13 protein-coding genes are annotated in these 13,290 nt (G+C 66.4%); 7 read left to right on the top strand and 6 right to left on the bottom strand.

Translation table 11 applies throughout. From position 1 onward, the window contains the following. The first annotated feature begins 31 nt into the window (after positions 1 to 31). The 4 genes from FHS79_RS10730 to FHS79_RS10745 are packed head-to-tail and all read left to right on the top strand — an operon-like array spanning position 32 to position 4,098. A complete protein-coding gene (locus FHS79_RS10730) occupies positions 32 to 1,324 on the top strand; it encodes an aminotransferase class V-fold PLP-dependent enzyme (RefSeq protein ID WP_184199517.1) in 1,293 nt (430 codons plus the stop codon). 7 nt (positions 1,325 to 1,331) lie between these two features. Continuing rightward, a complete protein-coding gene (locus tag FHS79_RS10735) occupies positions 1,332 to 2,708 on the top strand; it encodes a 3-isopropylmalate dehydratase large subunit (RefSeq protein ID WP_184199520.1) in 1,377 nt (458 codons plus the stop codon). Then, positions 2,705 to 3,364, top strand: a complete 660-nt coding sequence (gene leuD / locus FHS79_RS10740) for a 3-isopropylmalate dehydratase small subunit (protein WP_184199523.1) — start codon at positions 2,705 to 2,707, stop codon at positions 3,362 to 3,364. Before FHS79_RS10735 ends, leuD begins: the two co-directional genes overlap by 4 nt. Then, the gene (locus tag FHS79_RS10745; RefSeq protein WP_184199526.1) at positions 3,361 to 4,098 is read left to right on the top strand and encodes a superoxide dismutase; all 738 of its coding nucleotides are present in this window, start codon (positions 3,361 to 3,363) and stop codon (positions 4,096 to 4,098) included. Before leuD ends, FHS79_RS10745 begins: the two co-directional genes overlap by 4 nt. Positions 4,099 to 4,116: 18 nt before the next feature. On the opposite strand, the gene FHS79_RS10750 is transcribed toward FHS79_RS10745, so the two are convergent. Both FHS79_RS10750 and FHS79_RS10755 read right to left on the bottom strand, forming a co-directional pair. After that, positions 4,117 to 4,461 carry a hypothetical protein gene (locus FHS79_RS10750; protein ID WP_184199529.1) on the bottom strand — a complete coding sequence of 115 codons (345 nt, stop codon included), beginning with the start codon at positions 4,459 to 4,461 and terminating at the stop codon, positions 4,117 to 4,119. A gap of 45 nt (positions 4,462 to 4,506) precedes the next feature. Continuing rightward, the gene (locus tag FHS79_RS10755) at positions 4,507 to 5,430 is read right to left on the bottom strand and encodes a hydroxymethylglutaryl-CoA lyase (protein ID WP_184199532.1); all 924 of its coding nucleotides are present in this window, start codon (positions 5,428 to 5,430) and stop codon (positions 4,507 to 4,509) included. 62 nt (positions 5,431 to 5,492) lie between these two features. Here FHS79_RS10755 and FHS79_RS10760 point away from each other — a divergent pair, with 62 nt between their 5' ends. From FHS79_RS10760 to FHS79_RS10770, 3 genes are all read left to right on the top strand, one after another. Next, positions 5,493 to 6,668 (top strand): CaiB/BaiF CoA transferase family protein, encoded by a 1,176-nt coding sequence (locus FHS79_RS10760; protein WP_184199535.1) that lies wholly within the window; start codon positions 5,493 to 5,495, stop codon positions 6,666 to 6,668. Between the two features lie 190 nt (positions 6,669 to 6,858). Continuing rightward, positions 6,859 to 8,538, top strand: a complete 1,680-nt coding sequence (ettA, locus tag FHS79_RS10765; RefSeq protein ID WP_184199538.1) for an energy-dependent translational throttle protein EttA — start codon at positions 6,859 to 6,861, stop codon at positions 8,536 to 8,538. Positions 8,539 to 8,642: 104 nt separating this feature from the next. After that, positions 8,643 to 9,041, top strand: coding sequence for a response regulator (locus tag FHS79_RS10770; protein ID WP_184199541.1), 399 nt, complete (start codon positions 8,643 to 8,645; stop codon positions 9,039 to 9,041). A gap of 30 nt (positions 9,042 to 9,071) precedes the next feature. Here the strand turns inward: FHS79_RS10770 and FHS79_RS10775 are convergent, their stop codons facing one another. The 4 genes from FHS79_RS10775 to FHS79_RS10790 form a co-directional block, all read right to left on the bottom strand. Then, complete coding sequence (locus FHS79_RS10775) at positions 9,072 to 10,115, bottom strand: sensor histidine kinase (protein ID WP_341534441.1); 1,044 nt, start codon at positions 10,113 to 10,115, stop codon at positions 9,072 to 9,074. An 82-nt stretch (positions 10,116 to 10,197) separates the two neighbouring features. Then, positions 10,198 to 10,791 (bottom strand): pyridoxamine 5'-phosphate oxidase family protein, encoded by a 594-nt coding sequence (locus FHS79_RS10780; protein WP_243452818.1) that lies wholly within the window; start codon positions 10,789 to 10,791, stop codon positions 10,198 to 10,200. Positions 10,792 to 10,832: 41 nt separating this feature from the next. Then, positions 10,833 to 11,444 (bottom strand): hypothetical protein, encoded by a 612-nt coding sequence (locus FHS79_RS10785; protein WP_184199547.1) that lies wholly within the window; start codon positions 11,442 to 11,444, stop codon positions 10,833 to 10,835. An 80-nt stretch (positions 11,445 to 11,524) separates the two neighbouring features. Next, entirely contained in the window at positions 11,525 to 13,057 is a 1,533-nt protein-coding gene (locus FHS79_RS10790; protein WP_184199550.1) for a fumarate hydratase, read from the bottom strand. Positions 13,058 to 13,290 lie beyond the last annotated feature (233 nt).

Here is a 13,290-nt window from a genome sequence, read left to right on the forward strand (position 1 = left end):
GCGCCCGACCAGAGCTATTGGGGGCGGGACGATGGAAGTGACGCGGCGTATGGCTTTGACGAGTGTGGCGACAGGTGCAGCGGGCATGGCGGTGGCGGGTGCGGCGACGCGGGCGGCGGCGCAGACGAGCTTTGTGGGGCTGGCGGCCGATGACGAGGCCGGCTGGGCGCGGCTGGCGGCGCTGTATCCGGTCAGCCGCAAGGTGATCCAGCTCGAGAACGGCTATTGGGGGAGCATGGCGACGCCGGTGATCGAGGTGCACCGCGCGATGCTCGACCGGCTGAACGCCGAGAACAGCGTCTATGCGCGGCGCGCGATGCAGAAGGACCGGGCGGCGGCGCGTGAGCGGATGGCGGTGGAGCTGGGGGTGCGCCCAAGCGAGATCGGCGTGGCACGCAATGCCGCCGAGGCGCTTTCGGCGCTTATCGGCCAGTTCCGCGATGTGGGGGCGGGGGACCGGGTGATGTATTCGGACCTCGATTATGAATCGGCGCAAGGGGCGATGGTGAGCCTGGCGCGCGAGCGGCGGGCGGAGGCAGTGAAGCTCGCCGCACCGCGCGACCTGACGCATGATGGGCTGATTGCCTTTTATACCGATGCGATTGCGCGCACCCCGAAGCTGAAACTGCTGCTGCTGACGCACATGGTCCACCGCAACGGGCTGGTGCTGCCGGTGGCGGCGATCACCGCCTTTGCGCGGGCGCGGGGCGTGCAGGTGATCGTCGATGCCGCCCAGAGCTTTGCGCATGTCGACTTCAAGCTGCCCGATTTCGGGGCGGATTTCGTGGGGCTTAATTTCCACAAATGGGTGGGGGCGCCGCTGGGCGTGGCGGCCCTGTGGATCCGGGCGAGTGCGATTCCGGAGATTGCGCCGGCGCGCGATGAGCCCGAGGCCGATGACAGCGATGCGCAATCGCGGCTGCACCTTGGCACTTTCGATTTTGCACCGCTGCTGACGGTGCCGGCGGCGTTCGACTTCCAGGCGCGGATCACCGTGCCGACCAAGCTCAAGCGGCTGCAATATCTGCGCAACCGCTGGGTGAAGCCGGTTCGTGGCGTGGATGGCGTGGAGGTGCTGCTGCCCGATGACCCGCGGCTGCACGGTGCTTCGACGAGCTTCCGGATCAAGGGGCGGACGTCGACGGCGGACAATATCGCGATCACCGATGCGCTGCTCGAGCGGTTCAACATCATGTCGGTGCACCGCGCCGGGCTGGCGGACGGGGCGTGTGTGCGGATCACGCCGTCCTTGTTCAGCACAATCGCCGAGGTGGACGCGCTGGCGCCGGCGCTGCGGACGCTGGCGGGGGAAATGGCAAGATGAGGCGCTGATGCCGTCGCTGTTCGACAAGCTGTGGGGGAGCCACGAGATTGCGGTGACCGCCGGCGGGGCGAGCATCGTGCATATCGACCGGGTGTTCTTGCACGAGCGCACCGGGGCGGCCGCGTTGGGGAGCCTTGCGGCGGCGGGAAGGTCGGTGTGGGACGCCGGCCGGGCGTTTGTGGCGATGGACCATATTGTCGACACGCGGCCGGGGCGGGGACAAGCGGGGCGGGATGCGACGCTGGTGCCGGGGGGGCAGGCGTTCATCACTGAAACGCGCGCAGCGGCGAAGGCGGCGGGGATAAGGGTGTTCGATGTGGGGGACCCGGACCAGGGGATCATGCATGTCGTGTCGCCGGAGCTGGGGATCGTGCTGCCGGGGCTGACGCTGGTTGCGCCCGACAGCCATACGTGCACGCAAGGGGCGGTGGGGGCGCTGGCCTGGGGGATCGGCTCGACCGAGGCGGAGCACGCGCTGGCGACGAGCACGCTGCGGGTGTCGAAGCCGCAGAGCATGCGGGTGCGCTTCGAGGGGGTGCTGGCGGCCGGGGTGACGGCGAAGGACATGGCGCTGGCGCTGATCGCGGCGCATGGGGCGGCCGGCGGCCAGGGGTTCGCGATCGAATTTGCCGGGGGGGCGGTGACGGCGCTCGGCATGGAAGCGCGGATGACGCTGTGCAACATGGCAACCGAGTTTGCGGCGTTCAGCGCGGTGATTGCGCCCGATGATGTGACACTCGACTGGCTGAAGGGCCGGCGATTTGCGCCGAACGGTGCCGATTGGGAGCGCGCGGTGGCGGCGTGGCGCGGGCTGGTGAGCGATGCGGACGCCGTGTTCGACCGCGAGATCGTGATGGATGCGGGGGCGATCCGGCCAATGATCAGCTGGGGCACGTCGCCGGCGCAATCGGCGCCGGCGGGCGAGGTGGTGCCGGGGAGTGCGGAGAAGGCGCTTGCGTATATGGGGCTGGTGGCGGGGCAGGGGCTGCTGGGGCTGAAGATCGACGGCGCCTTCATCGGCAGTTGCACCAATGCGCGGCTGAGCGACTTGCGCGCCGCGGCGGAGGTGGTGCGCGGGCTGCGGGTGGCGGCGGGGGTGCGGGCGCTGGTGGTGCCGGGATCGAGTGCGGTGAAGCGCGCGGCGGAGGCCGAGGGGCTCGACCGGGTTTTCACCGATGCCGGGTTCGAGTGGCGGGAAAGTGGCTGCTCGATGTGCTTCTTTGCCGGCGGCGAGAGTTTCGGGGCGGGGGAGCGGGTGATCTCCTCGACCAATCGCAATTTCGAGAGCCGGCAGGGGAAGGGAACGCGGACGCATATCGCCAGCCCGGCGGTGGTGGCGGCGAGTGCGATTGCCGGGGTGATCGCGTTGCCGGAGGACGCATGAGCACGCCCTTCGTGACGCTCACCGGCGTGGCGGCGCCGATGATCGAGGACAATATCGATACCGACATCATCATCCCTTCACGCGAGATGAAATCGACCGGCAAGACCGGGCTGGCGGACGGGCTGTTTGCGGGGCGGCGATACCGGGAGGGGCGCGAGCCCGATCCGGGGTTCGTGCTCAACCGGCCCGACTTTGCGCAGGCCGCGATCTTGCTGGCGGGGGACAATTTCGGCTGCGGATCGAGCCGCGAGCATGCGGTGTGGGCGCTGGTGGAATGGGGCATTCGCTGCGTGATCGCCCCCAGCTTCTCGCCGATCTTTGCCGGCAATGCGGTGCGCGGCGGGCTGCTGCCGTGCGTGCTGCCGCGCGCGGCGGTGCAGGCGCTGGCGGGGGTGGGGGCTGTGACGGTCGATCTGCCGGCGCAGACGCTCGTAGCGGGGGAACTTTCGTTCGGTTTTTCGATTGATGGGGAAGCCAAGGCGATGTTGCTTGGCGGGCTCGATGCCATCGATCTCACGCTGGTGCAGGCCGATGCAATCCGGGCCTTCCAGGCGTTTGATCGCCAGCAACGCCCCTGGGTCTATCTGGCACAGGGGACAGATGAAGGATCGGCCTGTTATGACGACGCCATTGATTCCAAAGGGAGAATACCATGAACGACCGTGTGGAGGCCGCCGATGAAGCGCGCCGCAACTTTCTCAAGACTGGTCTCGGGGCCGGCGCCGTCGTGGCAGGAGCGGCGGTCATGAGCGGCTCGGCAAATGCAGCGCCGTTGCAGGCCGCGAGCATCGGGCGATCGGGGCTGAAGCAGCCGCCGTTGCCGTGGAAGGACAGCGCGCTCGAGCCGGTGATCTCGGCGAAGACGATCGAGTTGCATTACGGCAAGCATCATGCCGGCTATTTCAACACGCTCGCCGGGTTGGTGAAAGATACGCCGCTTGCCGATGCAAGCCTCGAGGAGATCATCCTCGCCACCGCCGATGACGATGCGCGCAAGTCGTTGTTCAACAATGCAGGCCAGGCCTGGAACCATAATTTCTACTGGAACAGCCTGACGCCCGAGAAGACGGCGCCGGGTGGGCGCCTTCTGGAAGCGATCAACCGTGATTTCGGGTCGGTCGATGCCCTCAAGGCGGAACTTGCCAAGACGACGATCGCGCAGTTCGGCTCGGGCTGGGGCTGGCTTGTCTCCGACGGCGGCAAGCTCAAGGTGATGAGCACGAGCAATGCCGATGTGCCGTTCACCAAGGGCATGAAGCCGTTGCTCACCGTCGATGTTTGGGAACATGCCTATTATGTCGATTGGCAGAACCGCCGGCCGGACCATGTGCAGGCGGTGGTGAAGGATCACCTCGACTGGGGCTTTGCCGGGCGCAACTTCTCGGCCTGATGGCTTTGGCGGGCGCGGCTATGGCCGTGCCCGCCGGGCGCCGAGCAGGATGGCGCGGATATCGCCCCTTGCCTGGGCGCTGACGATCAACAGATAAATGCTCAGAAAGAGCATGCCGCCGACCGAGGCGAGCGCCGCCAGGCCGAGGCCGGCGGGGGTGAAATGGTGGCGCCATGCGACCCAAATCGCCGACAGCAGCAGATAGCCGAAGAAATCGAGATTGAACTGGCCTGGCCAGGCGAGGCTTGCCATGTCCCCGAAGAAGACAGGCAGAAGGTTCAGCCCGTGGTTGCCGATGACCATGGCGGTATAGGCGACGAGCACGGCGAGGAAACCGATCAGGAACAGGCGAAACAGCGTCATCGGGCGTCTCCTGTCATTGTAGCGACTGCTACAGTGACAGGTCGATCAGCCGCGCGCAACTGCGAAGCCGAGCGGCAGGCCGGCGTCGGGGGTGAAGCCATAGAGCGGTTCGTCGGGCAATGCCGCTGCGAGGATCTTGCGCACGTCGAGCAGCCTGGGCAGGTCGATGCCGGTATCGAGGCCCATGGCTTCGAGCATGAACACCAGGTCTTCGGTGACGATGTTGCCCGAAGCGCCGGGTGCGAAGGGGCAGCCGCCGAGGCCGGCCAGCGAGGCATCGAAGGTGGTGATGCCGACGTCGAGCCCGGCGAGCACATTCGCCAGCCCGAGGCCGCGGGTGTTGTGGAGGTGAAGGCCGGTGAGATGCTGCGTTCCGATCGCGGCATGGACGGCGCGGACGACCGACTTGACCTGCGCGGGGTTGGCGTAGCCGGTGGTGTCCGAAAGCCCGACTTCGTCGACGCCCGCGGCCATCAGGGCTTCGGCGAGCTCGACGACTTTTCGCTCGGTGACCACGCCTTCGAGGGTGCAGCCGAAGGCGGTGCTGACGCTGCCTTCGAAATGCACGTCGTAAGCGGCTGATTTGCAAAGGGTGGCGATCGCTGCGGCGTCTTCGAGCACCTGGGCATGGGTGCGGCGCAAATTCCTGAGGCTGTGGGTTTCCGAGGCCGAAAGCGGCAGGGTGAGCTTGTGGGCGCCTGCAGCGAGGGCGGCTTCCGCCCCACGTGCGTTGGGCACCAGCACCGCCACGGTGAGGCCGGAATGCTTGAGGGCGTGCGCGACGACGGCGGCGGTATCCGCCAGTTGCGGCAGCAGCTTTGCGGGCACGAAGCTGCCGACCTCGATCTCGCGGACGCCGGCCGCCACCAGCGCATCGATCCAGGCGGTTTTGACCGACAGGGGGAGAATGGGGTCGATCGACTGGAGTCCATCGCGCGGGCCGACTTCCGAGACGAGAATGGCGGGCATGGCTTGCTCCTCGATTTGTCCGGACATATGCCGGAGGCAACAGGCTTTGGGAAGGACCGGGGATGGGTGAGGCATTGCTGGCGGGGATCAGGGTCGCCGAGTTCACGCATATGGTGATGGGGCCGACGGTGGGGGCGATCCTCGCCGAACTGGGTGCCGAGGTGGTGAAGGTCGAGGCGATCGGCGGCGATGCCACGCGGCGGCTCATGGGCTCGGGGGCGGGCTATTTCCCGATGTACAACCGCGGCAAGGCGAGCATCTGCATCGACCTGAAATCACCCGATGGCCTGGGTGTTGCGCGGCGACTTGCGGTCTCGGCCGATGTGGTGATCGAGAATTTCCGGCCCGGTGCCATGGACCGGCTGGGGCTTGGCGCCGGGAGCCTGCGGGCTGAAAATCCGCGGCTGATATACTGCAGCGAAAAGGGCTTTCTGCCCGGCCCTTATGAGAACCGCACTGCCCTCGACGAGGTGGCGCAGATGATGGGCGGGCTGGCGTACATGACCGGGCCGCCGGGGCGGCCGCTTCGCGCCGGCGCCAGCGTGATCGATGTGACCGGCGGCATGTTCGGCGCCATCGGAGTGATCGCAGCGCTCGAACGCCGGCACCGGACGGGTGAGGGCGCTACGATCCAGGCGGGGCTGTTCGAGACGACCGCCTATCTGATGGGCCAGCATATGGCGCAGATGGCCGTGACCGGCGTGCCCGCCGCCCCGATGCCGGCGCGCGTTTCGGCCTGGGCGATCTATGATGTGTTCGAGACTGCCGACGGCGAACAGCTTTTCGTCGGCGTCGTCACCGATGCGCTCTGGGCGAAATTCTGCGCGCTATTCGGGCTCGACGATCTCTGGGCCGACGCGGGCCTGCGCGCCAACAATGCACGGGTGGCGGCACGGCCGACGCTGCTGCCGCGCATTCAGGCCGAGCTCAAGCGCTTCAGCAAGGCCGAGCTGATGGCGCGGCTCGACGGCTCGGGGCTGCCGTTTGCGCCGATCGGCAAGCCGGAGGAGCTTTTCGACGATCCGCATCTGTTGGCGGGCGGCGGGCTCGCACCGGTGGTGCTGGCGGACGGCCGCAGCACGATGCTTCCGGTGCTGCCGATCGCCGTCGATGGCGCGCGCACCGGTGGCCCCGCGACGCTGCCGAAGCCGGGGGCGGACACCCGCGCGGTGCTGGCGGGGCTGGGGTTGGGCGAGGCGGAGATCGCGGCGCTGCTGCAGGCGGGGGCGGTGGGCTGAGGGCCAAATGCCGGCAGGACTGGTCTTTCAAGCTCCCTGCATCGGTGCGGGCGAAATCGTGCCGGAAAAAGGGTCTGCAGGGGCAGAAGTCAGACCAGTCTTTACCCGATCACGCGCTCGCCATTTGAAAGCCGTCGCCGGCGCTGCTAAAGCCGCACGCGCAGCCTGTCTTTCGTATCGGAGCCCCCCAGTGGCCTATCAATATGCCTATGTGATGAAGGGTCTTTCCAAGACCTACCCCGGCGCCTCCAAGCCGGCGTTCAAGGACATCACGCTCAGCTTCCTGCCCGGCGCCAAGATCGCCATCATCGGGCCCAATGGCGCCGGCAAGTCGACGCTGATGAAGGTGATCGCCGGGCTCGACAAGGAGTTCATCGGCGAGGCCTGGGCGGCCGAGGGAATCACGGTGGGGTATCTGCCGCAGGAGCCGCAGCTCGACCCGACCAAGGACGTGCGCGGCAATGTGATGGACGGGGTGCGCCCGGTGGCGGACATGATGACCCGCTTCAACGCGATTTCGGCAGAGATGGCGGACCCGCAGGACGACACCGATTTCGACAAGCTGATGGAGGAAATGGGCGACCTGCAGGAGAAGATCGACGCGGTCGATGGCTGGACGCTCGACAACCAGCTCGAGATCGCCATGGACGCGCTGCGCTGCCCGCCGGGGGAATCGGGGGTGGAGAGCCTTTCGGGTGGTGAGAAGCGCCGCGTGGCGCTGTGCAAGCTGCTGCTGGAAAAGCCCGATATCCTGCTGCTCGATGAGCCGACCAACCATCTCGATGCCGAAAGCGTATCGTGGTTGGAGAACCATCTGAAGGAATACAAGGGGATGGCAATCCTCGTCACCCATGATCGCTACTTCCTCGACAATGTGGTGAAGTGGGTGCTCGAGCTCGACCGCGGCCGCGCCATCCCGTTCGAGGGCAATTATTCGGATTGGCTCGAAGCCAAGTCGAAGCGGCTGGCGCAGGAGGACCGCGAGGACGAGAGCCGGCAGAAGGCGATCACCCAGGAACTGCAGTGGATCCGCTCAAGCGCCAAGGCGCGGCAAACCAAGAGCAAGGCGCGTATCAAGGCGTTCGATGAGCTGGTGGAGAAGCAGGCCAACCGCCGGCTGGGCAGCGCACAGATCCTCATCCAGATCCCCGAGCGGCTCGGCAACACCGTGATCGAAGCGCAGGGGTTGACCAAATCCTATGGTGACAAGCTGCTGTTCGAGAATTTGACCTTCAGCCTGCCGCCGGGCGGGATCGTCGGCATCATCGGGCCGAACGGGGCGGGCAAGACGACGCTGTTCCGCATCATCACCGGCCAGGAGCAGCCCGACGAGGGCAGCATCCGTGTGGGTGACACGGTGAAGCTCGCGTATGTCGACCAGAGCCGCGATGCGCTGGCGCCGAACAAGAACGTCTGGGAAGAGATTTCGGGCGGCAACGAGAAATTCTACTTCGGCAAGAACGAGGTGCTGACGCGCGCCTATGTCGGTGCCTTCAACTTCAAGGGCGCCGACCAGCAGAAGAAGGTGGGGCAGCTATCGGGCGGTGAGCGCAACCGCGTGCACATGGCGAAGATGCTCGTGAAGGGCGGCAATGTGCTGCTGCTCGATGAGCCGACCAACGATCTCGATGTGGAAACACTGCGAGCGCTCGAAGAGGCGCTGGAGAGCTTCGCCGGCTGTGCCGTGGTCATCAGCCATGATCGCTTCTTTCTCGACCGGTTGGCGACGCACATCCTGGCGTTCGAGGGAGACAGCCATGTCGAGTGGTTCGAAGGCAATTTCGAAGCTTATGAGGAGGACAAGCGGCGTCGGCTAGGTGATGCCGCGGACCGGCCGCACGCGTTGAGCTACAAGAAGCTGACACGCTAGCGTCACCGACGTTTCAAATTTCCCGACATTTTGTCGCACCGCCAGGATGGAACCACCGGTGTTGCGGCGCATTGGAACGTGAACTGCAATTTCTGGTTGGACCCATGACTGCCAAGATCCTCATAGTCGAAGACGAGATGCTCGTTGCCGTCGACCTCGAATGGACGCTGACCGATCTCGGCTATGAGTGCGTCGGCATCGTGCCTGATCTGGAGACGGCACGGGGCTATCTTGGCGCGCCGATCGATCTGGCGCTTGTCGACCTCAATCTGCGCGATGGCTTCACCGGGCCGGAAATCGGCGCGCAGCTGAGTGCGCAGGGTGTTGCCGTGCTGTTCGTCACTGCCAACCCGGCGCTGCTGGAAGGGCGGGTGGCCGGTGCCATAGGCGTGATCACCAAGCCCGCTGACGAGAAGCTTGTCGAGGCTGCGGTCGAATATGCGCTGGGCGCGCGCAGTGGTCGCCGCGTGACGCCGCCGGCGCTGATGCGCGTGTTCAACTGAGCGGCGCAGGATGACTTGTCGGATGATGCCTTAGCGCACGAGGCGCTGGAGATTCACCGTAACGACGACCTGCAGGCCATCGGGATGCCAGCTGCGATCGAGCGTCCCGCCCAACTGACGGACAATGCTGAGTTCGCTGAGGCGGGTGCCGAAGCCGAGTCGTTCCGGCGGACCAGCGATCGGCGGGCCATTGCGCTCGGTCCAGCCGAGCACGAGCATGCCTTGTTCGACATGGATGGAAATGTCCACACGGCCCTCGGGATGTGACAGGGCGCCGTACTTCATGGCGTTGGTCGCCAGCTCATGGACGAGCAGTGCCAGCGGCGTGGCACCGCGATCATCGACCTCGGCGTCATGGCCGTTGATGGTGAGACGGCCCTGTTCCACGGCGGGATAGGGTGACAGGATTTCGTGCAGGATGCCGCGCAGCGTGCCGGTCGGAACCTGCGGGGCGGATTCGTCGCTGTGGGGGCGGACGAATTCATGCGCGCGGCCCAGCGCCGCGATCCGCTGCTGCAGTGTGCTGCCGAAGGCCTCCTGTCCCGGGTCGGCGCGGGCCGACAGGCCGATGAGGCCACCGATGACGGCGAAGATGTTCTTGATGCGGTGGCTCAGCTCGCGGCTGAGGATCTCGTTGCGCTCGGCTTGCTCCTTGGCATCATGGATATCGGTGCAGGTCCCGATCCAGCGGACGATCTCGCCCTCGTAGTTGCGCACCGGCAGCGCGCGGCCGAGCGCCCAGCGATACTCGCCGCTGTGGTGGCGCAGCCGATACTCGATCTCATAGGGCTCGCCGGTCGCGAGGCACTCCTGCCAGCGTTCCCAGGCGCGCGGCTGATCGTCCGGGTGGAACATGCCGGCCCAGGAGTCGCCATCGGTCGAGCCGGATGGCACGCCGGTAAACTCATACCACCTGGCGTTGTAATAATCGTGGAAGCCATCGGGCAACGTCGACCAGACCATGTGCGGCAGGGCATTGGCGAGGGTCTTGAAATGAGCGTCGCTGTCCGTGAGGGCGTGCCGGCCGGCGATCATGCCGAGGGTGGACAGGGGATCGTCCTTTGCATCTTCCATGTGTCTGGTGCTTTCTGGCCGCGCTACAGGGCCCCGCGCGCCCCCCTTTTGCATGGGTCGGGGGCGTCGTAAAGATGCAGAATCAGGGCGCCAGCCATTCGGCGGCCCAGCCTTGCGGGCTCTGCGCGAAGCGCGCGCGGCGGTGGCCGCTGTTGGCAAGGTGCAGCCAGTCGATGCTGGTGACCGCAACCTTGAGCAGGGCGAAACTGGGACGGGCCGGGGCGATCTGGTCGGCGGTCGGCTGCTGGCCCTCGATCTCGGCGGGCAGGCCCGAGGCCGGGGCGAGGAGCCGTGTGCCGGGCGGCTGCAGCGCCAGATAGCAGCGCCGCGCGAACAGGGTGGACTGGTGCCAGACGGCATCGGCATCTTCGGTATCGGTTTCGATGCGGGCGGTGCCGCCGAGGCGGAGCTGGATGTTTTCGCCCGGGTGATAGGCGAGCACGGCGACCGGCCGGCCATCGAGCTCGGTGACCTTGGGGCTGCGGGCATCGGTGTGGAAGCGCAGGCTCGCGGTGGCGGGATCGGCCTTGCGCAGCACCATCACCCGCGCCTGCGGCAGGCCATCGGCATCGACACTGGCGACCACCGGGGTGTGCATCGGGCTGCGGCGATCGGCACCGCCGCGCACCAGCAATTGCCAGAGCTGGGCCAGGATTTCGGTCTGCTGTTCGTCCATGCGCCTCTAGTGCCGCGCCGCGATGGCGCGGGCAAGGCGGCTCAGGCCTTCTTCCGTGCCACGGGCTGTTTCGCCGCGGCGGCTGCGGCGACGACCGGCGCCGGCTTGGGAACAAAGGCCGGGGCTTCGAGGCGGGGCAGGGCGGCGGCGGCGAAGCGGGCAAAGTCTTCAGTCGTCACGCGCAGCGCATCGGCGCTGATGGTATCGGCCTCGGCACAATAGCGGGCGAGATCGGGGTGGCTGGCGTAGCGGTTGTAGAGCTGGGTCGCCTCCCGGTCCTGCACCGTCTGCCAGCGGGCGCCATGCGCGGTGCGGTAGCGCGCGGTTTCGGCGACATAGGCCTGGGTGAAGAGCGTGTCGTGCTGCTTGAGCATGGCGTTGTAACGCGGGCCGATGTTGCGATCGCCGCTGCGCTGGCAGCCCAGCGCCGCGACGTTGAGCGCCGAGCGGAGCATCCAGACATCGCGCGCGCTGCCGGCTTCGGCGAGGGCAGGGGGCGGCGGCTCGGCCTTCACCTCCTCCTGCTGCTGGACCGTCGGGAAAGTGGGAGCGGCAACGCTTGCCACCTGCTTGGGGCTGGACGAGCAGCCGGCAAGCGCCAGCAGCGATGCGGCAGCCAGCGCTGCGCCGATGGTCGGATGCTGACTTGCCATGAACACTCTACCCCTTTGATCCCTCATTGAATCATAGGCTTGGCCGGGACAGGCTGGCAATGCTCGATGGCAGGTTTGTCTTAGACTGTGGCTTCCAGGGCACGCGTGGCGGCGATCTTCTCGCGCCATTCGGCCGGTCCGGTCTTGTGGACGCTGGTGCCGGCAGAATCGACTGCGACGGTGACGGGCATGTCCTTGACCGTGAACTCGTAGATCGCCTCCATGCCGAGATCCTCGAAGGCCAGCACCTTCGACGCCTTGATCGCCTTGGCCACGAGATAGGCGGCACCGCCGACCGCCATGAGGTAGGCAGCCTTGTGACGGGCGATCGCCTCGATGCCGGCGGGGCCACGCTCGGCCTTGCCGATCATGGCGATGAGGCCGGTTTGGGCGAGCATCGTCTCGGTGAACTTGTCCATGCGGGTGGCGGTGGTGGGGCCGGCGGGACCGACGACTTCCCCTGCCACCGGATCGACGGGGCCGACATAATAGATGACTCGGTTGGTGAAATCGACCGGCAGCGGCTCGCCGCGTGCGATCATGTCGGTCAGGCGCTTGTGCGCGGCGTCGCGGCCGGTGAGCATCTTGCCATTCAACAGCAGCCTGTCGCCGGGCTTCCAGGCGCGCACGATTTCGGGGGTGAGGCTGTCCAGATCGACCGGGATTGCCTGCGGGCTCGGTTTCCAGTCGACCTTGGGCCATTCGGCGAGCGACGGCGGATCGAGATAGGCAGGACCAGAACCATCGAGCACGAAATGCGCATGGCGGGTGGCGGCGCAATTGGGGATCATCGCGATCGGCTTGGAGGCGGCATGGGTGGGGGCGGTGAAGATCTTCACATCGAGGATCGTCGACAGCCCCCCCAGGCCCTGGGCGCCGATGCCGAGATCGTTGACGGCATCGTGAAGCTCGATGCGGAGTTCCTCGACGGCATCACGGGGACCGCGCGCCTTCAGTTCGGCCATGTCGATCGGCTCCATCAGCGCTTCCTTGGCCATGAGCATCGCCTTTTCGGCCGTGCCACCGATGCCGATGCCCAGCATGCCCGGCGGGCACCAGCCAGCCCCCATCAGCGGCACGGTGTTCACCACCCAGTCGCGGATCGAATCGCTGGGGTTGAGCATGGCGAACTTGGACTTGTTTTCCGAGCCGCCGCCCTTGGCCGCCACGGTGATCTCGACAGTGTTGCCCGGCACCAGGCTGATATGGGTGACGGCGGGGGTGTTGTCGCGCGTGTTGACGCGGGTGAAGGCGGGATCGGCGAGGATCGAGGGGCGCAGCTTGTTTTCAGGGTGGAGCCAGGCGCGACGCACGCCCTCGTTGATCATTTGTTCAACAGTGAGAGTGGCTTGGAAGCGGACGTTCATCCCGATCTTCACGAAGGCGACGACGATTCCGGTGTCCTGGCAGATCGGCCGATGGCCTTCGGCGCACATGCGGCTGTTGGTGAGGATCTGCGCGATGGCATCCTTGGCGGCCCCACCCTGCTCGGCCTCATAGGCGCGCCCGAGCGCATGGATGTAATCCATCGGGTGGAAGTAGCTGATAAACTGGAGCGCATCGGCCACCGACTCGATGACGTCTTCCTGGGTGATGATGGTGTCGGCGGTCATGGGGCCCCTCTTCGCAGCTTTGGCGGCACAATAGCGGGGGTGCGGCACCGGAGCGAGCGGTCACTTGCCAGCTTGCATTTTCCGCCGGTGCCGATCCCGCATGACGTTTTTTTGAACGGGCATGTGAAGTCCTGAATCCAAGCGGTTGCATACACATGCGTTCGAATGATTCCTCCGATGTGGCGCTGATGAGGCTTGCGTTCTGGGGTGGTTGAGGCACAATCCCTAGTTGT

Source organism: Polymorphobacter multimanifer (genome assembly GCF_014205635.1).
Taxonomy (GTDB): domain Bacteria; phylum Pseudomonadota; class Alphaproteobacteria; order Sphingomonadales; family Sphingomonadaceae; genus Sandarakinorhabdus; species Sandarakinorhabdus multimanifer.